Raw genomic sequence first — 22,996 nt, 5'->3', positions numbered from 1 at the left:
CGCAAGATCGCGGCTCAGTCCCGCAACGCGGCGGAGATTGCGTCGAGGCCGCCGCGAAGCTCGGCTTCCGTCGGCCAGCCGAAGCCGGCGGAAGAAGCGCTTCGGCATCTCGAACCAGTGACCTGGGCCGACATAGGCGCCATGCTCCTCCAGCAGGCGGGTGTAGAATCGGTCGAGGTCGAAGCCGGCATCGACATTGAGACGGGGGAAGCCGACCACGCCGCCTTGCGGCCGCACCCAGTCGACAAGAGGTTCGCCGTCGATCCAAGCTTGCACGATGTCGCGGCGCCTTGCCATGTCCGGCAGCAGCGACGTCAGGAAGGCATCACGGCGTTCTAGCACGGCGAGCGCGATCGCTTCGTCGACGACGCTGCCGCAGATGCCGATCTGCTCCTTGGCGGCGAGGAAGGTTTCCTGCAGCTTCGGATCGCGGGTCGCGAGCCAGCCGATGCGGATGCCCGGAATGCCGAAGGCCTTGGAGAGCGAGCAGACACTGATCGCGCTTGGGCTGAGCGAGGCCGCCGCGGGCAGGCGCTCGCCATAGGAGAGGTCGCGATAGGTCTCGTCGACCAGCAGCCGGCATTTGTGATGTTCGGCAAGCGCGATCAGCGCGTCGAGATCGGCGCGGGTCATCATCGTGCCGGTCGGATTGTGCGGGCAGGTGACGCTGATCAGTTTGGTGTTTGGCCGGATCTCGGCCTTCATGCGCCCGATGTCGACGGCGAAGCCCTGGTCGAAATCGAGATCGACATAGGAGATGGCGCAGCCGATCGCCTTCGGCGTCTCGATGTTGGTGGCGTAATTCGGCCGCACGACGACGAGATGGTCACTGGGCGACAGCAACGACGTGGCGATGATGAACAGCGCGCCGGCCGCGCCCGCGGTCACCAGCACATCGTCAGGGGAAAGGCCCTTGTCCTGCCCGGCGATCAGCGCGCGCAAGTTCTTGTCGCCGCGATGCTCGCCGTAGAACAGCGTGAGGTCCGGCAGCGTCAGACCGATGTCGGAGAGTTTCTGGTCGGCGATCGAGCTTTCGGAAAGGTTGTAGCGGATGCGGTCGTAGCCGTATTCCTCCGGCGCTTCCTTCTCGATCAGCATCCTGGCGTAGTTCATGGCCTGTCCCCCCAATCTCCGGTGGTAACCAAGCCATAAAAGCGGAAAGCCTGCCAAGGCGGATTGCTTGGCAGGCTTCCTCAAATCATTGGTGCAGGGGCGTTTCAGGCGAGCGATTTCAGGCGGGCGCCTTGGCCTTCCTGCCCTTGGCTGGCTTCACCGGTTCCGGCTCCGCCTTGCGGCCGAGGCCGATCGATTTTGCCAGCTGCGAACGCGAGGCCGCATAATTGGGAGCGACCATCGGGTAGTCGACCGGCAAGCCCCATTTGGTGCGGTAAGCCTCCGGCGTCAGGCCGAAATGCACGCCGATATGGCGCTTCAGCGATTTGAACTTCTTCCCGTCTTCGAGACAGATGATGTAGTCCGGCGTCACCGAGCGCCTGGGATTGACGGCGGGGACCGGCGGGGGCGCGGCGGGCTCCGACGGCTGGCTGATGCCGCCGATCGACGAGGCGACGCTGGCGATCAGTCCGCCCAGGTCGGATGCAGGCAGGCGGTTTTTCGCGACATAGGCCGATACGATGTGAGCCGTGAGCTCGAGCAGGTCGATTTCCTTGGCTGTGCTGGTGTCCTCGTCCACGTAGTCCCTCCATTTCTGCCGCAAGGCCGCGAAACCGATCCGGCTTTCGCGGTGTGTAATATCAAAGCGCTGCGAGCGTTTTTGGCGAATTCGAAAGCCGCAGGGGCCGCAGGCTGGCGAATTCCTAGTCGGCAAATCTGCGCGGCGCAACGTTTTGTCGCGTCAATACACGCTGTTTTGAACAATTATACTGAAATGTAACAATATCAGACGATCAGCGCCTTGTCGCGCCATAGACGAAAACCACCCTCGAAAGCACGAGTGTTGTCGCCGCGCCGGGATTTTTCAGGCAATTCATCGAGCTTGTCGACATTGCCGCCGCCGATCACGACATAGTCCGGCTGCAAGGCGGCGCGAAGCCTGCCGACCACGTCGAAAACGTATTTGCGCCACTTCTTCTTCCCGTGCTTCACCAGGCCGCGCTCGCCGACATAGTCCTCGAAAGTCGCCCCCTTTTTGTAAGGCAGATGGGCAAGCTCCATCGGCTGGCCGACATTCCTGATGATCATGGCGGCCCCCAGCCCGGTGCCGAGGCCCAGGAACAGCATGCGGCCCCCGTCATAGCTGCCGATCGCCTGCATCAGCGCATCGTTGACGAGTTTCACCGGTTTGCCGAAGGCGGCGGTGAAATCATAGCCGTTCCAGCCCTTGCCGAGATTGAAGGGATCGAGCGAGGGCTTATTGTCCGACACGGGGCCGGGATAACCCATCGATATCACGTCGAAGTTCAGGCCCTCGGCGAGATCCCTGACCGAAGCGACGACCTTGTCGGGCGTCAGGCTCGGGCCGGATGGGACGCGGCGCATTTCGCCGCCGGCGCTGGTGAGGATCTTCACATGCGAGCCGCCGACATCGATGCTGAGCACGATCGGCTCGCTGCTCGTCGCGGTGGTCTTTGCTGCCTTCGCCATTTCCCTCCTCCCCGGAACGTTATCTGGTCGGATTGATCCAGCCATCGGGCGGGCCGAAACCTTTCATGGCGTCGGCCGGTCCCCAGGTCTTGGGCGCATAGATTGCCGGCGGCGTGGTGTCGCCGAGCACCGGACCGACGATGCGCCAGGCAAGCTCGGCGGCGTCCTGGCGCGTGAAGAGCTGGCCGTTGCCGTTCATGGCGTCGCCGATCAGCCGTTCATAGGGCGGCATGTCGCCCTTGGTATCGTCCAGCGCGGTCAGCTCCACCTGCTCGCCGATCATATCGTCGCCGGGCCTCTTGCGCTGGGCGCCGATCGAGATCGCCACCTGCGGGTCGATGCGGAAGCGCACATAATTGGCATCGTCCGGCTTGATCGGATCGAAGACGTCGAGCGGCGGCCGCTTCAGCCGCACGATCACCTCGGTGGCGTGCACCGGCATGTTCTTGCCGGCGCGGATGAAGAAGGGCACGTCGCGCCAGCGCCAGGTGTCGACGAAGAAGCGCACCGCGGCGAAGGTCTCGACCGGCGAGTTGGGCCTGACGCCCGGCTCGGCCAGATAGCCGTCGAACTGGCCGCGCACGACGTCGTCCCTGGTCAGCGTGCGGATCGCGCGCAGCACCTGCACCTTCTCGTCGATCAGGTCGTCGGCCGAGCGGCCGACCGGCGGCTCCATGGCAAGCAGAAGAAGGATGTTGAGCAGGTGGTTCTCGATGACGTCGCGGATGCAGCCGACATCGTCATAGAATTTGCCTCGGCCCTCGATGCCGAAATCCTCGGCCATGGTGATCTGCACGCTCTCGACGAAGTTGCGGTTCCAGATCGGCTCGAGGAAAGAGTTGGCGAAGCGGAAATAGAGCAGGTTCTGGATCGCTTCCTTGCCAAGATAGTGGTCGATGCGGAAGATCGACTGCTCGTCGAACACCAGATGCAGCACCCGGTTCAACCAGCGCGCCGACTGCAGGTCGTGGCCGAAGGGTTTTTCGATCATCAGCCGCGCGCCGCGCGCAGTGCCGGACTGCTCCAACCCCTGCACGACGGTCTCGAACATCGTTGGCGGCACGGCCATGTAGTGCAGCGGGTGTTGCGCCGGGCCCAGCGCCGTCCTCAGCTTCTCGAAGGTGGCGCTGTCGCGGTAGTCGCCGCTGACATAGCGCAGCAGTGAGGCGAGCTTGGCAAAGACCATGTCGTCGATGCTGCCCAGCGCGGTGACAATGCCGTCGCGGGCGCGGTCCACCAGTTTGGGCAGGTCCCACGGGTCGAAGGCGACGCCGATGACCGGCTCGGTCAGCGTTCCCTTGGCGACCATCTGGTAGAGCGCCGGGAATATCTTCTTGTGCGCAAGGTCGCCGGTCGCTCCGAAAAGCACCAGCGTGTCGGACCTCTCCTGGCTCATGCCGTCTCTCCCCTCACGCGCCGGCCTTGGGCTTTTCGACATGGCCGCCGAAGGCATAGCGCATGGCGGACAGGAGCTTGTCGGCGAATTGCGATTCGCCCTGCGAGGAGAAGCGGTCGAACAGCGCCGAGGACAGCACCGGCGCGGGCACGCCGGTGTCGATCGCCGCCTTCAGCGTCCAGCGTCCCTCGCCAGAGTCGGAGACGCGGCCGCCGAACTGGACGAGCGCCGGATCGCTCTTCAGCGCGCCGGCGGTGAGATCGAGCAGCCAGGAACCGATGACGCTGCCATGCCGCCAGACTTCGGCGACCTGGGGCAGGTCGATATCGAACTGGTAGTATTGCGGGTTTTCGAGCGGGCTCGTCTCGGCGTCGGCGGTGCGCTGCCTTTTGCCGGCATTGGCCGATTTCAGGATGTTCATGCCCTCGGCATAGGCGGCCATGACGCCATATTCGATGCCGTTGTGCACCATCTTGACGAAATGGCCGGCGCCGCTCGGTCCGCAATGGAGATAGCCGAAAGGCGCCGTGCCGGCATCCTTGGGCGGATTGGCGCCCGCGTCGGCGCCCGGCGCCAATGTGGCGAAGACCGAATCGAGATGCTTCACCGCTTCGTCCGGGCCGCCGATCATCAGGCAGTAGCCGCGCTCGAGACCCCAGACGCCGCCGCTGGTGCCGACATCGACGAAGTTGATACCCTTCACCGCCAGCTTCGCCGCCTGGTCGACGGCATCATGGTAGTAGGAATTGCCGCCATCGATGATGATGTCGCCCGGCTCCATCAGCGCTGCCACCTGGTCGACGATCCTGCCGGTGATCGCGGCCGGCAGCATGAGCCAGGCGCAGCGCGGCTTGGCGAGCTTGCCAACGAACTCCTCCAGCGAGGCGGCGCCAATGGCGCCGTCCTTGACCATGCCGGCGACGCTTGCCGAATTGATGTCGTAGACGACGCATTCATGGCCGTCGCGCATCAGGCGCCGCACCATGTTGGCGCCCATCCTGCCCAGTCCCATCATTCCGATCTGCATGGTTTCATCCCGATTGCTTGAGGAAAGAAGAATTCACTGGCCGTTTGGTTGGTCGATCGCGACGGTGAAGTCGACATTCTCCCAACGCATCGCTTCCGGCCAGAAAAAAGTGAAGACGATGGTGGTTCCCGGCCGCAGGCGGTCAACGGGCAAATCCACCAGATGGATGCCGAACGCGTTCTCCACCGTCCTGCTGTCCTGCACCGTAAGCCATTTGTCGCTGCTCCAATGGACGACGCCGGGCGCTGACAATTCGACGCGCAGCGCCTTGCCGGCGGGGATGGAGCGGATCTTGTTGTTGAAGCGCCACGTCCTGAATGGCGCGACGGTCTTTTGCTTGATGTAGCGCTCTACGCCCTGAGGCGGCAAGTCGAAGACGGCGCCGTCGCGCAGCGATCGCAACAGCTTGATGTGCTCGGCATGCGCCCAGACCAGCGGCATGGCGCTGCCCGACGGCTTGCCCAGCAACAGCTCGCGGTCCGGCATATCGGGGCGATCCCAGACCTGCTCGGGCAGAAGGCCACCCACGCCGGCCGAGCGTTCGAACGTCTCAAGCAACTGCGCCGCCTTGTCCTTGCGGCCGGCGGCCAGCTCGTAATGGGCGCGCTCGCCGGCAAGCAACGGCCACGGCCGTCCCTGGCCGGTGCCGTCGAAGGGCGAGCCGTCCTCGTGCTCGCCATAGCCGTCGCCGCTATAGCGGTACCAGAGCGGCCCTTGCGGCAGGTCGCAGCGCAGCTCGGCGTCGATCACCTTGACGGTGTTCAGGATGCGCGGGTCATCCGCGGCTCTGAGCCCGAAACGGACCAGCGCCAGCGCGTCCGGGCTGATGATGGCTTCCGCCGGTCTGTCGGTATCGGCCGGCGGCCGGTTCTTGATCGGCACGAAGCCGTCCTTCGGTGAGGCGGCGCCGCCATCGTCGGGCGGGGCGATGCGGACATAGTAGCCTTCGACGCCCACCCTGGCGCTTGCCTCCGTGCCCGTGACGTAGGTCCAGCGCTCGATCTGATCGTTCCAGCAATCGGCGGTCTCGCGCAGATAGTTCGCCGGCTCACTTTTACCGCAGGCTTCGAGCATGTCGGCCGCGGCGAGCAGCCCCGCTATCTCCACGGCCAGCGTGAACGGGCTGTAGCCGGCATCCTCTTCCCAGCGGTCCTCGCCGGTGACCGGGCCGTTGCGCACGACATAGGCGGCCGCGTTCTCGATCATGGCCAGGAAGTCGGCGAGTTTCGACTTCGGCAGGTGGCCGGCGCGGCGCAAGGCGTCGGCAAGCAGCGGCGGGAAGGCGCACTCGTCCATCTGGATGCCGGGCCAATAGGCGGTGCCGTCGGACCAGACATTCTGCGGCCAGTGGCCGTCCGGCTGCTGGATCGAACGCAGATAGGTGAGGATCTGCAGCGCCTGCCTGCCGTCGCCGGCGGCGAGGAAGCCGCCCGCCGTCTCGACAAGGTCGCGCGGCCAGACGAGGTGATAGCCGCCGAGGTCGTCGTCGCCCTTGTTGAAGCCCCAGGGAATCGACAGGCTGGCGACGGCGGCGCCGGGCCTGGCGATCGAAAGATGCGTTGCCAGCACCGCCGTGCTGGCGCGGTAGGTGTTCAGACCGGAAGCGCCGCGGCGGTCGAGCTTTTCCAGCCCCGCCTGGAATTTCCGCCAGTTCTCGACATAGGTTTTCGCTGCCGGCTCGAAACCCTCTTTCAGGCTTGCAAGCGCAAGGTCGGCGGCTTCTTGCGGCGAAGCGCCGAAGCCGAGCGCCAGCAAGGCGACTGTCTTGCCGGCCGAAAAGCCGATCTCGCCGGTGAGCGCGACATTGCCGTTTTCGGCGGCCTGGCAGGAAGGGTCGAGCGCCCCGTTGTCGTGCAGTTGCTGCCAGCCGTCGGAAAAACCGACATAGCCGGCCGAACAGGCGCCCCAGGGCAAGGACGAGGCGAGCGCCAGCGAAACGCCGCGCCCGGTGGCAAAGAGAAGGCGCTGTCCCTTATGCTCGCCGATCCAGGCCGTGTTGCCCATGCCGGCGTTGACGAGGTGCGGCGCCAGCAGCGCGTAAACGTGGTAGTCGGTCGCCGCTCCCTTGAGCGCGGTGAAACCGATTTCCTGCAGCAGGACGGGTCGTTTCGAATCCGTAACGATGCGTTTCTCGATCTTGCAGGCGCCGTCGGACGCGGTGTTGGTCAGCCTGTAGCCGGGTACCCCGTCCTCGAAGGATTCGACGGTGTGGGTCGCATCGCGCTTTTCTTCGGAAAAATACCCGGCGGGGCCGGTGACGATCAGCCCCAGGTCGCGCGTGCAGGCGCTGTCGAGACGCGGATAGTAAATGTCGTTCAGGATGCCGTGGCTGGTGGTGAACCAGAGCGGGCTTCTTGCCGAAAGGGCGGTTCCGACGCCGCTCTTGGCGCTTGACGTCCAGCGCGCGGGAATTCCGGGCGCGCCTTTAGCAACGATCGGCGTCACTGCCATGCATTGGCCTCCTGCCGCGTTCCTAGACCATCAGCCGGAGGCATTTCAATCGCCGCACCGCAAGTTGATCGGTGGCCCATCAAGCTTTGCGGTTGACAGCTTGCGGTTCCGCCAAATTTGTCTGACAATAGATAAAAAACAGGCAATTCACCTTACGACCATCTGTCAAGACCAGCAACCTCGGGAGGAACCGACATGAAGAAACTGCTTGTACTGAGTGCATTCGCGGCGATGCTCGCCTCGGGCACCGCGCTTGCCGACACCAGCGGCAAGAAGATCGCCTTTTCCAACAACTACGCCGGCAATTCGTGGCGCCAGGCGATGCTCGACAGCTACGGCATCGTCACCAAGAAGGCGGTCGAAGACAAGATCGTCGCAGCGGCGGATGTCTTCACCACCGCCGACAAGGAGGTGCCGACTCAGGCCGCGCAGGTGCAGAACCTCATCCTGCAGGGCTATGACGCCATCGTCATCAACGCCGCCTCGCCCGATGCTCTGAACGGCGCCATCAAGCAGGCCTGCGATGCCGGTATCGTCGTCGTCTCCTTCGACGGCATCGTGACCGAGCCTTGCGCCTATCGGGTCGTCGTCGACTTCAAGGACATGGGCAAGCAGGAAGTCGAGCAGATGGCCAAGTTCCAGCCCAAGGGCGGCAATCTGCTGGAAATCCGCGGGCTGGCCGGCACCTCGATCGACGATGCCATCCATGCCGGCATCCTCGAGGGCGTCGCCGCCCATCCCGAGTTCAAGATCGTCGGGTCGGTGACCGGCGACTGGGACCAGACCACGGCGCAAAAAGCGGTGGCGACCATCCTGCCTTCGCTTCCCGATGTCGTCGGCATCGTTGACCAGGGCGGCGACGGTTATGGCGCGGCGCAAGCCTTCGCCGCCGCCGGCAAGCCGCGCCCGACCATCATCATGGGTAACCGGCAGGACGAACTGAAGTGGTGGAAGGAGCAGAAGGAGAAGGACGGCTACAAGACCTGGTCGGCCTCGATCGCGCCCGGCGTGTCGACGCTCGCCTTCTGGGTGGCGCAGCAGGTGCTCGACGGCCACAAGGATATTCCGCACGATCTCCTGGTGCCCTATCTCGCCTTCACCCAGGACGATTTCGAGGCCGCGCTGCCGAAGATCAAGGAAGGCGGCGTCGCCACCCACGAATACACGCAGGAAGAAGCTATCGCGGCGATCAAGGCCAACATCAAGTAATGGCGGCTTGAATTTGCCAGCCGCATCGCCAGCCGGGTATCGTTGAGCATGCTCAAGGCAAACACCGACATCGTCAGGCTGAACGGCGCCGAGAAGCATTTCGGCGCCGTTCGAGCGCTTAACGGCGTCGACTTCCATGTCGGCGCCGGCGAATGCGTCGGGCTTGTCGGGCATAACGGCGCCGGCAAGTCGACGCTCATGCATATGGTGGCCGGCACGCTGCGGCCGGATGGCGGGCAGATCGCGGTGCGCGGCAACGAAGAGGCGAGCTATTCCGTGGCGCGTGCGCTGGAACTCGGTATACGCTGCGTGTTCCAGGAACTGTCGCTCTGCCCCAATCTCAGCATCGCCGAGAACACCCGCATCAATCATCCCTCGCTCGCGGGTTTCGGCTGGCGGCGCAGGGCCGCCGATCTCATCCGCGCCAAGCTGGACGAGATTTTTCCTGACCACGGTATTTCGGCGGACGACATCGCCGGCGACCTTTCGATTGGAAGGCGGCAGATGGTCGAGGTGGCGCGCGCCTTCACGCTGACCCGCGAGCCGCTGCATCTGGTCATCCTCGACGAGCCGACCTCCTCACTCGATGCGCACACCGCGGGCCAGCTGCTTTCCTTCGTCCGTCGCTTCGTCGAGGCGGGCGGCAGCTGCATCCTGATCTCGCATGTGCTGGGCGAGGTGCTGCAGAACGCCGACCGTATCGTGGTGATGCGCGACGGCAAGGTGGTCGCGGCCGATGCTGCCGATGTTTTCGACCGGGACAAGCTCGTCGCCGCCATGGGCGGCGCCGAAGGACATCAGAAGGCCGCTGCCGAAACCCGGAAAACCGAGGCCGGCGCGCTCAGGGTTCGCGCGCGCCCGGCCAGGCAGCAGGACGGCAAGGAGCTCGTCGCCCGCGCCGGCGAGATCATCGGCCTCGCCGGGCTTGCCGGCCATGGCCAGACCGACCTTTTGCTGGCGATCTTCTCGGCGGCCGCCCGCGCCAAGGCCGGCATCGAGGTGACGGCACCCGTGGCGCTGGTCGCGGGTGACCGCCAGTCGGACGGGATCTTTTCGCAATGGTCGATCGCGCAGAATATCGGCATCCGCTCACTGGGCCGGCTGCGCAACGGCCTTTTCATCTCGCCGCAGCGCGAGGCCGAGCTCGCCGAATTCTGGAAAAAGAAGATCGGTATCCGCACGCCGGACATGAACAACAACATCTATTCGCTGTCAGGCGGCAATCAGCAGAAGGCGCTGTTCGCCCGCGCGCTCGGCTCCGACGCCGAGATCGTGCTGATGGACGACCCGATGCGCGGCGTCGACATCGGCACCAAGCTCGAGGTCTACGACCTCGTGCGCGAGGAGGCCGCCAAGGGCCGGACCTTCCTCTGGTACACGACCGAAACCGAAGAGCTCGACAATTGCGATCATGTCTATGTCTTCAAGAACGGCCGTATCGTCGCCAATCTGCGGCGCGACGAATTGACGGAGGAAAAGATCATCCAGTCCTCGTTCGGCGATGCGGCCTGAGATGACCGCGATCGCGCCCGGCACGCTCCCGAAATCCTCGCCACGCGGCAGCGCCGCCCGGGCGCGCCTGTTGCGCGGCCTTTTGCCAGCTTTGTCGCTGGCGCTGGTGCTGATGGCGATTGCCTGGCTCAACCCGCGCGCCATCAGCTATTTCGGCTTCAACCTGATGCTCAACCTGGCGATCCCGATCGCCCTGGCGACAATCGCGCAGATGTTCGTCATCGCCGGCAACGAGCTCGATCTGTCGATCGGCACGTTCGTCGGCTTCGTCGGCTGCGTCACCGCGACATGGCTGCGCGATGCGCCGCTGCTGGGTATTCTCGTGCTGCTGGGCTCGATCGGAGTCTATGCCTTACTCGGCGCGCTGATCCATCTGCGTAACCTGCCCTCCATCGTGGTGACGCTCGGCATGAGCTTCGTCTGGCAGGGGCTTGCCATCCTGGTTCTGCCCAAGCCCGGCGGCAAGGCGCCCGACTGGCTGCTGTCGATCATGTCCTTCAAGCCGCCTTATATCCCCTTTCCGATCCTTGCCGCGCTGATCATCGCGGCGGTCGTGCATTTCGGCCTGATGCGCACCTCCTATGGCGTCATACTGCGCGGCTCCGGCGGCAACGCCGCGGCGCTCAGGCGCGCCGGCTGGTCGCTGCTCAAGACCAAAATCGTGCTCTTTGCGCTGACTGGCCTGTTCGGCGTGCTTTCCGGCATGGCGCTGATCGGCATCACCACGTCGGCCGACGCCAATATCGGCAATGGCTACACGCTGCTTTCGATCGCCGGTGTCATTCTTGGCGGTGGCGAGTTTGTCGGCGGCCGCGTGTCGCCGATCGGCGCGGTCATCGGTGCGCTGACGCTGGCGCTCGCGGCCTCGCCGCTTTTGACCTTCATGCACATCCCGCCCGACTGGCAGGTCGCCGCCAATGGCGCGATCCTGATCATCGTGCTTGCCGCGCGGGTGCTGATCAGCCGCAGGGAGCGGTAGGCGATGACCTCGGTGCGGACGCTGCTGGAAAAACCCTGGCTCTGGTCCTTTGTAGGCGCGCTCGTCGTCTGGCTGGCAACCGTCGCCTTCACTGGCGGCTATGGCGCCGGCGGCATGGTCACGGCGGCGCTGTCGCTCGCCGTGTTCACCGTCATCGTCGGTGTCGGCCAGATGTTCGTCATCACGCTGGGGCCGGGCAATGTCGACTTGTCGCTGCCGGCCAATATCGGCCTGGCGAGCGCCGTCGCCATGAAGGTGATGGGCGGCAGCGATTCCATGATCGTCGTCGGAATGCTCGCGGCACTTGCCTGCGGGGCGGCGATCGGCGCCGTCAACTATCTGCTGATCTGGGCGCTGCGCATTCCGCCGATCATCGCGACGCTGTCGGCGAGCTTCATCATCCAGTCGGTCGACATCAGCTATGGCCGCGGCCTGCAGATCAAGCCGCCGCCGGGTTTTGCCGACTTCACCAACTGGCAGGTGCTGGGCATTCCGGTGCTGGCGATGCTGACGGTGATCTTCACCATCGGCGCGGCCTTGGCGCTGCAGCGCATGATCTATGGACGCTCGGTGCTGGCGATCGGCCAGAACATCCGCGCCGCCTGGCTGGCCGGCGTCCATGTCGGCCGCATACGCTTCCTCACCTACACGCTGTGCGGGGCGCTGGGCGGCATCGACGGCGCCCTGCTTGCCGGCTATTTCCGCGGCGCCAATGTCGACATCGGCAACGAGTACCTGCTCGCGTCGATCGCGGTCGTGGTCATCGGCGGCACCTCGGTCGCCGGCGGCAAGGCGAACGTGCCCGGCGTCTGGGGCGCCGGGCTGTTCCTGGTGCTTTTGCTCACCATGCTCAACACATTCGGCGTCAGCGCCGGCGTGCGGCTGGTGCTGACCGGGCTGATCATCGTGGGCGTGATCACCGCGGCCGGCGGCGAGAAGGCGGTGCGCTAAAGCAATTCCAGGAAAAGTGTGAAGCGGTTTTTCGTCCGGAATTGCGACAAGACAACCCTACTTAGCCGCCTTTGCCCGCGCGATCGCGTCGACGATCATCTTCTTGGCATATTTGGAATCGTGCCAGCCCTCGATCTTGACCCATTTGCCGGGCTCGAGATCCTTGTAGTGCTCGAAGAAGTGCTGCACCTGCTGGCGGGTGATTTCCGGCAGGTGGGTGTATTCGGTGACGTTCTCGTAGCGCAACGTCAGCTTGGGCGAGGGGACGGCGATCACCTTCTCGTCCTGGCCGGCATTGTCTTCCATGATCAGCACGCCGATCGGCCGCACATTGATGACGCAGCCCGGCACCAGCGCGCGGGTGTTGCACACCAGCACGTCGATCGGGTCGCCGTCGCCCGACAGCGTGTGCGGCACGAAGCCGTAATTGCCGGGATAGCGCATGGAGGTGTGCAGGAAGCGGTCGACGAACAAAGTGCCGGCCTCCTTGTCCATCTCGTATTTGATCGGCTCGCCGCCGATCGGCACCTCGATGATGACGTTGACGTCGTCAGGCGGGTTCTTCCCGGTGGGCACGGCTTCGATACGCATGGCTAAATCCCTCTCTCGATTGCAAGACCGATAGCGGGCGAAGCGTCGTGGTGCAATGCGGCGATTAGTGCTGAATGCTAATGAAAGCGCACAGTTTGTGATGGATTGTAACCTGACGCAGGCCGCGGAGGCGATCCTGTCATTCCCAGACGAAGGCGACCTTCTTCAGCGCCTTCTGCTCGAAGACCTCGACGCCTTCGGCGATATCGCGGCCGCCATTGCCGGCATAGAAGGCCAAAGCGTTGTGATTGTCTTCCAGCGCCCAGACCACAAGGCCACGCAGGCCGTGGTCGGCAAGGCGGGCCTTGGCCGCCTTGAACAGCCGGCTGCCGAGACCGATGCCCTGATATTCCGGGCGCAGATAGAGCTCGTAGATTTCGCCCTGCTGGCGGAGCTCGCGGGCGCGGTTCTTGCCGATCGTGGCGTAGCCGGCGACGGTTCCGCCGATCTCGACCACCAGCACGGTGGCGGCGCGGCGAATCGCGTTGGCCCACCAGTCGACGCCGCGGCGATTGATCATCGAGGTCAGCGTGCGGTGCGGGATGATGCCGGAATAAGCGCCGCGCCAGGCCTGCTGGTGCACCTCGGCGATGGCGCTGGCGTCGCGCGGCTCTGCCTTCCGGATGTCGATGGTCAGCGTGTTCATGATTGGTTAACCATAAACCCGCATCGGGCGATTGCAAAGAGTCCCCCGGCACGCCTCGACGCTTTCACACAGGCCAAAGGCGCGTCCGCGAACCAGGCGCCGTATCAGATTTCGACGAGGTGGTCGTCGAGTTCGTTGATATCGCCTTCGGTGACCGGGAAATGCTCGGCAAGCACCGCGCCGACCGACTCGATGGCTTTGACGAAGCCGTCGGGCAACCGGTCGTCGCCGGCATGTTTCGTCAGCTCGCGCACCACGCCGTCCCAGACTTGCTGTCCGACCTTGGCGTCGATGCCGGAGTCGGCGACGACCTCGGCATAGCGCTCGGCGATGGAGACGAAGATGAGCACGCCGGTGCGCGCGCTGGTGCGATGGACGTTGCGGGCCAGGAACTGCTTCATCGCATTGGCGTGCGCGGCCTGATAGCGCAGCCTTCGCGGCACGAAATGGATGCGCAAGGCGGGCAGGAGCCAGAGCAAGGCAAGCGCCGAGGCGAATGCCAGCAGTTGCGCCAGCACGAAATGCGGCAGCCGGATTGTCAGCCACAAGCCCTCCAGCCCGTATGCAACCGCGAGGCTGGCGATGAACAGGCCGATCGTCGTGGTGAAAGCGGCCGGAAAGAAGTAGCCGTCGCTGGCGCGAGCGACGACGCAGTAGATCTCGCCGTCGGTCTTCAATTCGGCGGTGCGGATCGCCTCGGCGATGCGGTCATGGTCCTCGGCGCTGATCGGTCGCGTTGCCATGATGCCTCACCAGCTTCCCGAAGAGCCGCCGCCGCCCGACGAGCCGCCGCCGCCGGAGAATCCGCCGCCTCCCGAGGACCAGCCTCCGCCGCCTGAGGACCAGCCGCCGCCACCCGACGACCAGCCGCCCGAAGAGGAGCGCCGGTTCTGATCGAAGGTCATGCCGAGCCAGCGGTAGCGGCCCGGTCCGATCTTCTGGCCGAAGATCGGCGGCAGCACCGTCATGGCGATGCCGCCGAAGAAGATCAGCGCCCAGATGGTGATGAAGATGGCGAAGAACAGGTCGTCGGAATTGAACGGCGCCTGCTCGTTGCGCTTGCCGCGTGCCTCCAGCTCCTCCGGATTGCCCTCCAGCACCATGATCATGTCGTCGACGGCCTTGGTGATGCCGCCGGAGAAATCGCCGGCGCGGAAGGCCGGCACCATGTCGTTCTCGATGATCAGCTTGGTGTGCAGGTCGGTCAGCGTGCCCTCGAGCCCATAGCCGACCTCGATGCGCATCTTGCGGTCGTTGGGCGCCACCAAGAGCAGCACGCCGTTGTTTTCCTTGGCCTGGCCGAGCTTCCAGAAGCGGAACAGCCGGTTGGCGTAAGGCTCTATCTCCTCGCCGCCGAGGCTCGGGATGGTGGCGACGACGATCTGGTCGGAGCCCTTGGTTTCGAAGTCCGCGAGCTTTTGCGTCAGCGCCGCGCGTGTGCCGGCGTCGATGATGCCGGCATTGTCGACGACGCGGCCCGTCAGGGCGGGAAGGTCGGCGGCGAAGGCGGCGAGGGGGAGGAAGAGAAGGGCGGCAAGAAGGCAAAGCAATGAGAGGTAGGCGTTCTGTCGCCCCCCTCTCTGTCCTGCCGGACATCTCCCCCTCAAGGGAGGAGATTGGACGTCACATCGGGCTTCGCGAATCTTCAGCGTCGAAGAGAGGGCGAGGTTGTCGAAACTGCTAATCTCCCCCCTTGAGGGGGAGATGGCCGGCAGGCCAGAGAGGGGGGCGAAGGAACTCAAGGCTGGCTCGATAAGCTAAGTCGCTCTCACCCGCCCTGTTTGGTGGTGCTCGTGCCGAAATCGACCTTCGGCACCTGCATCTTGTCCTCGTCGACGGTGAAGTTGGCGAAGGGCTCGTTGCCGCGGAACCAGAAGGTCGCCCATAGCACGGACGGGAAGGTCTTCAGCGTCAGGTTATAATCCCTGACCGCCTGGATGTAGTCGCGCCGCGCAACGGCTATGCGGTTCTCGGTGCCTTCCAGCTGCGCCTGCAGCGCCAGAAAATTCTGGTTCGCCTTGAGGTCAGGATAGGCTTCCGACACCGCGATCAGCCGCGAAAGCGCGCTGGTCAGTCCGGCCTGGGCATCCTGGAACTTCTTCAGCGCTTCGGGATCCTTCAGCGTCTCCGGCGTCACCGTGATCTGCGTTGCCTTGGCGCGCGCCTGAACAACCGCGTCGAGCGTGTCCTTTTCATGCGAGGCATAGCCCTTCACCGTCTCGACCAGGTTCGGGATCAGGTCGGAGCGGCGCTGATACTGGTTGAGCACCTCGCTCCACGCCGCCCTGGCGTTCTCTTCCGCCGTCGGAATGGTGTTGTAGCCACAGCCGGCAAGCAGCGGCAGCACGAAAGCCATCATCAGGAAGGCTGGCAGGCTGCGGAAGCGGGAAGGTGGTGAGAGGCGCTCGGCAATCATGAATGGTCCCTCGACAGAAGTTGCATGCGAAGCATTACCACAATCCACGCGCAAGAAAATGTCCGGCTGATGACGCCGACTCCGACTCGGGCATGCGCCTCTGTGAATACTTGCGCGAACAGGCTAAGCTGCGGGCAGGAAAGGGCAATTGCCATGGCAGAGCGCCGGGACGACGAGACCGAATCGCGCCGCATCCTCGAACGCGTCGAGCGCGAGACGGCGCCAGGCGGCGCCTCGTTCATCGTGCGGGCGGCGAAGGACGCGCGCGACCGCGTAACCGCCGCCGACACGGACCGCGCCGATCCCATCGAATATTGGGGAACCCGCATTGGCCGAACGCTCGGCTTCGTCATTGCCATTGGGCTATTGGCCTGGCTGGTGTATGCCGCCACACGTGGCGGCTAGGATTCAGATTCCATGAATGCAGAAAAAAGCGACGCGCCGCGCGCGGTCATCGTCATCTCCAGCCATGTCGCCCGCGGCTCGGTCGGCAACCGCGCGGCGGTCTTTGCGCTGGAGACACTGGGTTTCCCGGTCTGGGCGGTGCCGACCGTCATTCTGCCCTGGCATCCGGGGCACAGCCGGGCAACCCGCATCGTGCCGCCGCTCGACCAGTTCAAGGCGCTGATGGCCGACCTTGAGCGGGCGCCCTGGCTGGGCGAGGTGCGGGCCGTGCTGTCGGGCTATCTCGGCGAGGCGGGCCAGGCGGAAGCCGTCGCCTCGCTGGTCGCCGCCGCCAAGGAAAAGACGCCGAAGGCGCTTTACGTCTGCGATCCGGTGATGGGCGATTCCGGCGGGCTCTACGTCCCGGAGGCGACAGCGGCCGCCATGCGCGACAAATTGATGCCGATCGCGGATATCGCGACGCCGAACCGCTATGAGCTGGAGTGGATGGCGGGCGCGCCGCTGCCCGACATCAAGGCGGTGACGGCGGCGGCACTTCATGCTGGACCCTCGACCATGCTGGTGACCTCGGCGCCCGCGATGATGGCGGGCGGCATCGGCAATTTCCTGCTTGATGGCAGCAACGCGCTGCTTGCCGAGCACCGTGTGATCGAGAGGCCGCCGAACGGGCTCGGCGACTTGACGGCCGCGGTCTATCTGGCGCGGATTCTCTCCGGCCAGGCGCCGGTCAAGGCGCTGCAATCGACCACGGCGGCCGTCTACGAGATCCTTGCCCGCACCGCGAAGCGTGGGGGCGACGAGCTGCAGCTTGAAACCGACGCGCAGAGCCTGTCGCATCCAATGGCGATGGTGCAATTGCGCCACCTGCTCCATCCCGGGCGGGACAAGCGGGCGTGACGCCAAATGGCGCCAGAGCATTTTGCAGCCAAGTGGAATCACTTGGCGTCGCAGAAATGCGGCTAAACAAACGGCCAGAGCGGGATGCAGACCTCTACTAACCTGCATCCCGCTCTGGCCGGCGTCGACGGCTGCAAGGCCGGCTGGATCGCCGTCCATCGCGAAGCGGCCGCCGCGCCGTCCGTCTCCGTCTTCCCGAGTTTTCACGCGTTGCTCGACGCGCTGCCGGACGCCACGATCGCCGTCGACATGCCGATCGGCCTGCCGGATTTTTCGAGCAAGGGCGGCCGCGGGCCGGAGGCGCTGGTGCGGCCGCTGCTCGGGGCAAGGCAATCGAGCGTCTTCGCCATCCCCTCGCGCGCCGCGCTCTACGCCGACACCGACGATTTCACCACCGTAGAGGCCTGGTATGAAGCGCACCGGCGGGCGAGCGCGGTGGCGCTTGGGACCTCCGACCCGCCGCGCGGCGTTTCAATCCAGGCTTTTGGCATCTTTGCGAAAATCCGCGAGATCGACGCTCTGCTGATCGCACGGCCAGAACTGCGTGCGCGTGTCTTCGAATCGCATCCGGAAGTGGCGTTCTGCCGGCTGAATGGCGGCACGGCGATGGCGCTGCCGAAGAAGATCAAGGGCGCGGTCAACCCGGCCGGCATGGAGGAGCGCAAGGCGCTGCTTTGCCGTCATGGCTACGAGAAGGGCTTCCTCGATCAGGCGCCGCCGCGGGGCTCGGCGAGCGACGACTTCCTCGACGCGGCGGCGATGATGCTGATTGCCGGGCGTATCGCCAGCGGCGAGGCGCGGCCTTCGCCCGACCCACCTCTGACCGACCGTTTCGGTATTCCCGTCGCCATCTGGGCTTGAGCCAAAATCGGCCGCGCAGCTTTTGGCGGCATGCGATTGCGACGCCGCCATCCGCAATTCGGCATTGCCCACGACCTGCATTTGCCGCTAGAGGCTTCTCCGATCGCACCGAGCTGCCGCCTCCAACCCCCGGAAAGGCTCTAGCCGCCCATGCCTCACCTCCCCGAGCACCTCCTCGCCGGCTATCGCAACTTCATGAGTGGCCGCTACCCCACCGAATGCGACCGCTATCGCTCGCTGGCACGCGACGGTCAGGCGCCGGAGACGATGATCGTCGCCTGCTGCGATTCGCGCTCGGCGCCGGAAGCGATCTTCGATGCCGGCCCCGGCGAGCTCTTTGTGCTGCGCAATGTCGCCAATCTGGTGCCGCCCTACGAGCCGGACGGCGAATATCACTCGACCTCGGCCGCGCTCGAATTCGCCGTGCAGAGCCTGAAGGTGAAGAACATCGTGGTGATGGGCCACGGCCGTTGCGGCGGCATCCGCGCCGCGCTCGACACCAACTCCGCGCCGCTGTCGCCTGGCGATTTCATCGGCAAATGGATGAGCCTGATCGCGCCGGCCGCCGAGACCGTGGCCTCCAGCACGATGATGACGGCGACCGAGCGCCAGACGGCGCTGGAGCGCATTTCCATCCGCTATTCCATCGCCAATCTCAGGACCTTTCCCTGCGTCTCCATCCTCGAAGGCAAGGGCAGGCTCGCGCTTTACGGCGCATGGTTCGACATCTCGGCCGGGGAGCTGTGGGTGATGAACAAGGAAACCGGCGATTTCGAGCGGCCGGAGCTTTGAACGGAGGCGTGATGCAGCGCCGCTGGTGGAGGATCTTTGTCGCGGCGGCGCTGCTGGTGACGTCGATCGTCCGCGCCAGCGCCGATGACGGCGCCATCATCGATCGCTGGTATTCGGCGCTCCTGGTCGCCGACCGCACCGAATTGTCGGACCTGCTTTCCGACGATGTGCGCATGAAGCTCGACGACATCGGCGTCGTCCAGACCAAAGAGGATTTCATCGCCTCGATCGACGAATGGCGGAGCGCGGTCGCGGGCGCGGCGATCCGCCATCGCATCGAAAAGAGCGAGAACGGCGAGACCACGGTGCTCGCCTGCTACGATTTTCCGAATAACGACATGCTGATGCGTGAGACTTTCACCGTCGCCGGCGGGCGCATCGTCGCCAGCACGCAGACAGCGGTGGCGCAGGACTGCAGCGGCTATTGACCCCGCCGTGTTGCGCGGGGTGGGACATCGTCCTACATCGGAGGTAACCCGCCTCGATCCACTCACCGGAATTGCTCATGTCATCTTCAAAAGCCGTCGACCTCGCTGCCCATCCACTGACCGTCTGGCAAGGGCCGCTCGGCCTGCCGGATTTCTCGCGCGTCGGCGATGATGATTTCGGCCCTGTGTTCGACGCGGCGCTTGCGGCGCACCAGGCCGAGATCGATGCGATCGCCGGCAACAGCGAGTCCCCGACCATCGAGAACACGCTGGCGGCGCTGGAGCTTGCCGGCGAGCCGCTCGACCATGTCTCCTCGATCTTCTGGTGCCGGGCCGGCGCCCACACCAACGATGCGATCCAGGCAATGGAACGCGAGGTTTCGCCAAAGATGTCGCGGCATTTCTCGGCGATCTCGATGAACGAGAAGCTGTTTGCCCGCATCGACGATCTCTACCAGCGCCGCGACAGCCTGAAGCTCGATGCCGAGACGCTGCGCGTCCTGGAGAAAACCTGGAAGGGTTTTGTCCGGTCGGGCGCCAAGCTCGATGCCGAGGGCAAGAATCGGCTCGCGGCCATCAACGAGGAGCTCTCCTCGCTCGGCACCAAATTCGGCCAGAACGTGCTCGCCGACGAGCGTGACTGGGCGCTGTTCCTCGACGAGGCCGATCTCGCCGGCCTGCCGGACTTCCTCAAGAGCGCCATGGCCGAAGCGGCCGAGATGCGCGGCCAGAAGGGCCGCTATGCGGTGACGTTGTCGCGCTCGATCTACGAGCCGTTCTCGACCTTCTCGGAGCGCCGAGACCTGCGCGAGATCGCGTTCAAGGCCTTCACCATGCGCGGCCAGAATGGCGGCGCCTCCGACAACACCTATGTCGTGCGCGACATGCTGAAGCTGCGCGCCGAGAAGGCGAAGCTTCTGGGCTACGATTCCTTCGCGGCGCTGAAGCTCGACGACACGATGGCCAAGACCCCGAAGGCGGTGCACGAGCTGCTCGATCCGGTGTGGGAGAAGGCGTTAGAAAAAGCCGCCGCCGACCAGAAGGAGCTGGAGCGGCTGGCGGCGGAGGCCGGCAGCAACGAGAAGTTCGCGGCCTGGGACTGGCGCTTCTACCAGGAGAAGCTGCGCGCCGAGAAATTCGCTTTCGATGAGGCGGAGCTGAAGCCGTACCTGCAGCTCGAGCGCGTCATCGAGGCCTGTTTCGATGTCGCCACGAAACTGTTCGGCATCAGTTTCGAGGAGAAGAAGGGAATCACGGTTTGGCATCCAGACGCCCGCGCGTTCGTGGTGAAGAATGCCGACGGCAGCGAGCGCGGCCTGTTCCTGGCCGACTATTTCGCGCGGCCGTCAAAACGCTCCGGCGCCTGGATGAGCGCGCTGAAGTCCGGCTACAAGCTCGGTCACGGTTCCAAGCCGGTGATCTACAACATCATGAACTTCGCCAAGCCGCCGGCCGGCGAGGCAGCGCTGCTGTCGGTCGACGAGGCAAAGACGCTGTTCCACGAGTTCGGCCACGCGCTGCACGGCATGCTGACCGACGTCACCTGGCCGTCGGTTTCCGGGACATCGGTCAGCCGCGATTTCGTCGAACTGCCCTCGCAGCTCTACGAGCATTGGCTGACGGTGCCGGCGGTGCTGGAAAAGCACGCGCTGCATGTCAAGACCGGCAAGCCGATGCCGAAGGCGCTGCTCGACAAGATGCTCGCCGCCCGCACCTTCGGCGCCGGCTTCGCCACGGTCGAGTTCACCGCCTCGGCGCTGATCGACATGGCCTATCACGCGCGGCCGGACGCACCGGCCGAGCCGCTTCGGTTCGAGGCCGAGACGCTGGAAAAACTGCATATGCCGGACACGATCGCCATGCGCCACCGCACCCCGCATTTCGGCCATGTCTTCGCCGGTGACGGATATTCAGCCGGCTATTATTCCTACATGTGGTCGGAAGTGCTCGACGCCGATGCCTTCTCGGCTTTCGAGGAAACTGGCGATGCCTTCAATCCGGAACTGGCCGAGCGGCTGCGCAAGAACATCTATGCCGCGGGTGGATCGAAGGACCCTGAGGAGCTCTATACAGCGTTCCGCGGCAAGATGCCGTCGCCGGAGGCGATGATGGTAAAAAGGGGGCTGGTGTAGCACCAGCCTTCCCCTTCTCCCCTTGTGGGAGAAGGTGTCGCCGAAGGCGACGGATGAGGGGTGTTCCAGCGGAGTGAGACGCTGGCTTTCCCTGGAACACCCCTCATCCGTCTCGGCGCTATCGCGCCGATCCACCTTCTCCCACAAGGGGAGAAGGGGGCGTCTTGTTCCCCCACGGATCCGCCACCCTCGGCCAGATCGGCCGTGTCAGCTTGCGATAATCCGTCACCGCCGGGTTGCTCGGATAGGAACTCGGCGCCGCGACATAGATGATTTCCGCCGCGATCGGTTCGAAGCCGGCGTAGAAATGGTTGGTCGACTTGATCAAGAGGACATCCTTCGACAGCGGATCGATGCCGATGTTGGAGAAGACATCCGGCTCGAAGGTCTGGGTGCGGTTGGTGTTGAGGATCACGTCGACCTCGGTGCCCTCGATGCGCACCACCGCTGACGGCCCCAGCGTCACGCGGCTCGGGCCGAAGCTTTGCCAGCCTTCGCTGACCGCCTTCAGCACCGTGACGCGGGCGTCGATCGGTTCGCCGGCCTGCGGCCCGGCCTTGCCGCCGAAGCGCAGGTCGATGACCGCGCCCTCGCCGGCCGCATGGCAGAAGGTCACCGCGATCGGGTCCCAGATTGTCGCGACGCCGACCTTGGTCACGCCACGCGAAAGCAGCTCGCGCAGCACGATGGTGCCGTCGCCCGGCACGCCGCCGCCGGGATTGTCCCAGATGTCGGCGATCACCACCGGCTTGTCCTGGCGCGCCGCGCGCACGGCAAGCGCTCGCTCGATGCCGGCGGGGGAGGAAAGCATCGTCATCGCCGTCTGTTCGCGCAAGGCATAGAGCTCGCGGCCCAGCGTTTCGGCGAGCTTGTCTCCCTTTGCCTTGTCGTTGTCGGTGACGACCAGGATGCGCGTACCCATCTCCGGCACGTCGGCGGCCATGAAGCCGTGGATGACCGAGACCGACAGCACGCCGTCCTTGCCATGCAGTGCCTTGATCCTGTCGACGAAGGAGCGCATCGGCTCGCGGCTGGTCGGCAGCACCTGGATCATGCGGCAGTCGAAGGTCGAGATCACCGGCCTGATCTCGCCGCGCGCCGCGGCGAGGCCGAGTTCGACGACATGCTCGCCACGCTCGTAGAAATCGGTGTGCGGGAATTCGAGGAAATAGGCCATGACATCGCAGGCCGCCACGCGCTTCGGTGTGAGGTGGCTGTGCGGGTCGAACTCCGAGGCGATCACCACTTTCGGTCCGACGATGGCGCGGACGCGCTCCAGCAGATCGCCCTCGCAGTCGTCATAGCCTTGCGCGACCATGGCGCCGTGCAGGCCGAGGATGACAGCATCGACCGGCAAGGCCGCCTTCAACTGTTCAAGGATCTCGTCCCGCAGCGCCTCATAGGTCCGCCGCTGCACCAGGCCGCCGGGCTCGGCCCATGTGGCGGTGCCTTCGATGACCGTCAGCCCTTCCCTGTCCGCCCGCTTGCGCAGCGCCACGATCGGCGAGGAGCACAGCGTCGGCGTTTCCGGATGCTTGCCCGGGCCGGCATAGAAGGCCATCTCGAAGGAGGCCCGGTCGGTCGGGACCGGCGAGAAGGTGTTGGTTTCCGTCGCCAGCGAGGCGGTGAAGATGCGCATGAACGCTCCCTAGGCTTTTTGTTTTTTCGCAATCCCGGACGAAAACCGCTGCGTATTTTT

General features: G+C 64.9%; 21 protein-coding genes and 1 pseudogene. 10 read left to right on the top strand and 12 right to left on the bottom strand.

The features are described from left to right. Positions 1 to 14 precede the first annotated feature (14 nt). From DPM35_RS18020 to DPM35_RS17995, 6 genes and pseudogenes are all read right to left on the bottom strand, one after another. A pseudogene (locus tag DPM35_RS18020) lies at positions 15 to 1,113 on the bottom strand (aminotransferase class I/II-fold pyridoxal phosphate-dependent enzyme). A gap of 118 nt (positions 1,114 to 1,231) precedes the next feature. Next, complete coding sequence (locus DPM35_RS18015; protein ID WP_112129076.1) at positions 1,232 to 1,693, bottom strand: Ros/MucR family transcriptional regulator; 462 nt, start codon at positions 1,691 to 1,693, stop codon at positions 1,232 to 1,234. Positions 1,694 to 1,899: 206 nt separating this feature from the next. Then, on the bottom strand, positions 1,900 to 2,604 hold the full coding sequence (locus DPM35_RS18010) for an ROK family protein (protein WP_112128642.1): 705 nt from the start codon (positions 2,602 to 2,604) through the stop codon (positions 1,900 to 1,902). 19 nt (positions 2,605 to 2,623) lie between these two features. Then, entirely contained in the window at positions 2,624 to 4,000 is a 1,377-nt protein-coding gene (gene zwf / locus DPM35_RS18005) for a glucose-6-phosphate dehydrogenase (protein ID WP_112128641.1), read from the bottom strand. Between the two features lie 13 nt (positions 4,001 to 4,013). Continuing rightward, positions 4,014 to 5,027, bottom strand: coding sequence for a phosphogluconate dehydrogenase (NAD(+)-dependent, decarboxylating) (gene gnd / locus DPM35_RS18000; protein WP_112128640.1), 1,014 nt, complete (start codon positions 5,025 to 5,027; stop codon positions 4,014 to 4,016). 33 nt (positions 5,028 to 5,060) lie between these two features. Beyond that, the gene (locus tag DPM35_RS17995; RefSeq protein WP_112128639.1) at positions 5,061 to 7,478 is read right to left on the bottom strand and encodes a glucan 1,4-alpha-glucosidase; all 2,418 of its coding nucleotides are present in this window, start codon (positions 7,476 to 7,478) and stop codon (positions 5,061 to 5,063) included. 195 nt (positions 7,479 to 7,673) lie between these two features. On the opposite strand from DPM35_RS17995, the gene DPM35_RS17990 reads away from it, so the two are divergent. From DPM35_RS17990 to DPM35_RS17975, 4 genes are read left to right on the top strand one after another with little or no spacing between them, the layout of a single operon-like run. Next, a complete protein-coding gene (locus DPM35_RS17990) occupies positions 7,674 to 8,687 on the top strand; it encodes an ABC transporter substrate-binding protein (RefSeq protein ID WP_112128638.1) in 1,014 nt (337 codons plus the stop codon). Between the two features lie 48 nt (positions 8,688 to 8,735). Then, positions 8,736 to 10,199: a sugar ABC transporter ATP-binding protein gene (locus DPM35_RS17985; protein ID WP_112128637.1), complete on the top strand. Its 1,464-nt coding sequence runs from the start codon at positions 8,736 to 8,738 to the stop codon at positions 10,197 to 10,199. Position 10,200: 1 nt separating this feature from the next. Further along, positions 10,201 to 11,178, top strand: a complete 978-nt coding sequence (locus tag DPM35_RS17980; protein ID WP_181592061.1) for an ABC transporter permease — start codon at positions 10,201 to 10,203, stop codon at positions 11,176 to 11,178. 3 nt (positions 11,179 to 11,181) lie between these two features. Continuing rightward, positions 11,182 to 12,129 carry an ABC transporter permease gene (locus DPM35_RS17975; RefSeq protein ID WP_112128635.1) on the top strand — a complete coding sequence of 316 codons (948 nt, stop codon included), beginning with the start codon at positions 11,182 to 11,184 and terminating at the stop codon, positions 12,127 to 12,129. 57 nt (positions 12,130 to 12,186) lie between these two features. Here DPM35_RS17975 and ppa read toward each other — a convergent pair whose 3' ends face one another. The 5 genes from ppa to DPM35_RS17945 all read right to left on the bottom strand — a co-directional run bounded on the left by ppa (position 12,187) and on the right by DPM35_RS17945 (position 15,782). Further along, positions 12,187 to 12,720: an inorganic diphosphatase gene (gene ppa / locus DPM35_RS17970; RefSeq protein ID WP_112128634.1), complete on the bottom strand. Its 534-nt coding sequence runs from the start codon at positions 12,718 to 12,720 to the stop codon at positions 12,187 to 12,189. Between the two features lie 139 nt (positions 12,721 to 12,859). Beyond that, complete coding sequence (locus tag DPM35_RS17965; protein ID WP_112128633.1) at positions 12,860 to 13,366, bottom strand: GNAT family N-acetyltransferase; 507 nt, start codon at positions 13,364 to 13,366, stop codon at positions 12,860 to 12,862. 104 nt (positions 13,367 to 13,470) lie between these two features. Beyond that, positions 13,471 to 14,109 carry a TPM domain-containing protein gene (locus tag DPM35_RS17960; protein ID WP_112128632.1) on the bottom strand — a complete coding sequence of 213 codons (639 nt, stop codon included), beginning with the start codon at positions 14,107 to 14,109 and terminating at the stop codon, positions 13,471 to 13,473. Positions 14,110 to 14,115: 6 nt separating this feature from the next. Then, complete coding sequence (locus tag DPM35_RS17955; protein WP_112128631.1) at positions 14,116 to 14,973, bottom strand: TPM domain-containing protein; 858 nt, start codon at positions 14,971 to 14,973, stop codon at positions 14,116 to 14,118. A 161-nt stretch (positions 14,974 to 15,134) separates the two neighbouring features. Continuing rightward, positions 15,135 to 15,782 carry a LemA family protein gene (locus tag DPM35_RS17945; RefSeq protein WP_112128630.1) on the bottom strand — a complete coding sequence of 216 codons (648 nt, stop codon included), beginning with the start codon at positions 15,780 to 15,782 and terminating at the stop codon, positions 15,135 to 15,137. Between the two features lie 153 nt (positions 15,783 to 15,935). Here DPM35_RS17945 and DPM35_RS17940 point away from each other — a divergent pair, with 153 nt between their 5' ends. The 6 genes from DPM35_RS17940 to DPM35_RS17915 all read left to right on the top strand — a co-directional run bounded on the left by DPM35_RS17940 (position 15,936) and on the right by DPM35_RS17915 (position 21,297). Next, positions 15,936 to 16,187, top strand: coding sequence for a hypothetical protein (locus DPM35_RS17940; protein WP_112128629.1), 252 nt, complete (start codon positions 15,936 to 15,938; stop codon positions 16,185 to 16,187). A gap of 12 nt (positions 16,188 to 16,199) precedes the next feature. Then, positions 16,200 to 17,084, top strand: a complete 885-nt coding sequence (gene pdxY / locus DPM35_RS17935) for a pyridoxal kinase PdxY (RefSeq protein ID WP_112128628.1) — start codon at positions 16,200 to 16,202, stop codon at positions 17,082 to 17,084. An 84-nt stretch (positions 17,085 to 17,168) separates the two neighbouring features. Continuing rightward, positions 17,169 to 17,945, top strand: coding sequence for a DUF429 domain-containing protein (locus DPM35_RS17930; protein ID WP_112128627.1), 777 nt, complete (start codon positions 17,169 to 17,171; stop codon positions 17,943 to 17,945). 150 nt (positions 17,946 to 18,095) lie between these two features. Then, positions 18,096 to 18,737, top strand: coding sequence for a carbonic anhydrase (locus DPM35_RS17925; protein ID WP_112128626.1), 642 nt, complete (start codon positions 18,096 to 18,098; stop codon positions 18,735 to 18,737). Between the two features lie 11 nt (positions 18,738 to 18,748). After that, complete coding sequence (locus tag DPM35_RS17920; RefSeq protein WP_112128625.1) at positions 18,749 to 19,165, top strand: nuclear transport factor 2 family protein; 417 nt, start codon at positions 18,749 to 18,751, stop codon at positions 19,163 to 19,165. Between the two features lie 77 nt (positions 19,166 to 19,242). Then, on the top strand, positions 19,243 to 21,297 hold the full coding sequence (locus tag DPM35_RS17915) for a M3 family metallopeptidase (protein WP_112128624.1): 2,055 nt from the start codon (positions 19,243 to 19,245) through the stop codon (positions 21,295 to 21,297). A gap of 118 nt (positions 21,298 to 21,415) precedes the next feature. Here the strand turns inward: DPM35_RS17915 and DPM35_RS17910 are convergent, their stop codons facing one another. Next, positions 21,416 to 22,936, bottom strand: a complete 1,521-nt coding sequence (locus DPM35_RS17910) for a M81 family metallopeptidase (RefSeq protein WP_112128623.1) — start codon at positions 22,934 to 22,936, stop codon at positions 21,416 to 21,418. Between the last annotated feature and the right edge of the window lie 60 nt (positions 22,937 to 22,996).

Source organism: Mesorhizobium atlanticum, from assembly GCF_003289965.1.
Taxonomy (GTDB): Bacteria; Pseudomonadota; Alphaproteobacteria; order Rhizobiales; family Rhizobiaceae; genus Mesorhizobium; species Mesorhizobium atlanticum.
Note: the sequence above shows the minus strand (reverse complement) of the source record. Positions and strands in the feature narration are given on the sequence as shown.

Coding starts and splice junctions, on each gene's coding strand:
- DPM35_RS18010 (WP_112128642.1), bottom strand. CDS start 2,604: ATGGCGAAGGCAGCAAAGACCACCGCGACGAGCAGCGAGCCGATCGTG.
- zwf (WP_112128641.1), bottom strand. CDS start 4,000: ATGAGCCAGGAGAGGTCCGACACGCTGGTGCTTTTCGGAGCGACCGGC.
- gnd (WP_112128640.1), bottom strand. CDS start 5,027: ATGCAGATCGGAATGATGGGACTGGGCAGGATGGGCGCCAACATGGTG.
- DPM35_RS17995 (WP_112128639.1), bottom strand. CDS start 7,478: ATGGCAGTGACGCCGATCGTTGCTAAAGGCGCGCCCGGAATTCCCGCG.
- DPM35_RS17990 (WP_112128638.1), top strand. CDS start 7,674: ATGAAGAAACTGCTTGTACTGAGTGCATTCGCGGCGATGCTCGCCTCG.
- DPM35_RS17985 (WP_112128637.1), top strand. CDS start 8,736: ATGCTCAAGGCAAACACCGACATCGTCAGGCTGAACGGCGCCGAGAAG.
- DPM35_RS17980 (WP_181592061.1), top strand. CDS start 10,201: ATGACCGCGATCGCGCCCGGCACGCTCCCGAAATCCTCGCCACGCGGC.
- DPM35_RS17975 (WP_112128635.1), top strand. CDS start 11,182: ATGACCTCGGTGCGGACGCTGCTGGAAAAACCCTGGCTCTGGTCCTTT.
- ppa (WP_112128634.1), bottom strand. CDS start 12,720: ATGCGTATCGAAGCCGTGCCCACCGGGAAGAACCCGCCTGACGACGTC.
- DPM35_RS17965 (WP_112128633.1), bottom strand. CDS start 13,366: ATGAACACGCTGACCATCGACATCCGGAAGGCAGAGCCGCGCGACGCC.
- DPM35_RS17960 (WP_112128632.1), bottom strand. CDS start 14,109: ATGGCAACGCGACCGATCAGCGCCGAGGACCATGACCGCATCGCCGAG.
- DPM35_RS17945 (WP_112128630.1), bottom strand. CDS start 15,782: ATGATTGCCGAGCGCCTCTCACCACCTTCCCGCTTCCGCAGCCTGCCA.
- DPM35_RS17940 (WP_112128629.1), top strand. CDS start 15,936: ATGGCAGAGCGCCGGGACGACGAGACCGAATCGCGCCGCATCCTCGAA.
- pdxY (WP_112128628.1), top strand. CDS start 16,200: ATGAATGCAGAAAAAAGCGACGCGCCGCGCGCGGTCATCGTCATCTCC.
- DPM35_RS17930 (WP_112128627.1), top strand. CDS start 17,169: ATGCAGACCTCTACTAACCTGCATCCCGCTCTGGCCGGCGTCGACGGC.
- DPM35_RS17925 (WP_112128626.1), top strand. CDS start 18,096: ATGCCTCACCTCCCCGAGCACCTCCTCGCCGGCTATCGCAACTTCATG.
- DPM35_RS17920 (WP_112128625.1), top strand. CDS start 18,749: ATGCAGCGCCGCTGGTGGAGGATCTTTGTCGCGGCGGCGCTGCTGGTG.
- DPM35_RS17915 (WP_112128624.1), top strand. CDS start 19,243: ATGTCATCTTCAAAAGCCGTCGACCTCGCTGCCCATCCACTGACCGTC.
- DPM35_RS17910 (WP_112128623.1), bottom strand. CDS start 22,936: ATGCGCATCTTCACCGCCTCGCTGGCGACGGAAACCAACACCTTCTCG.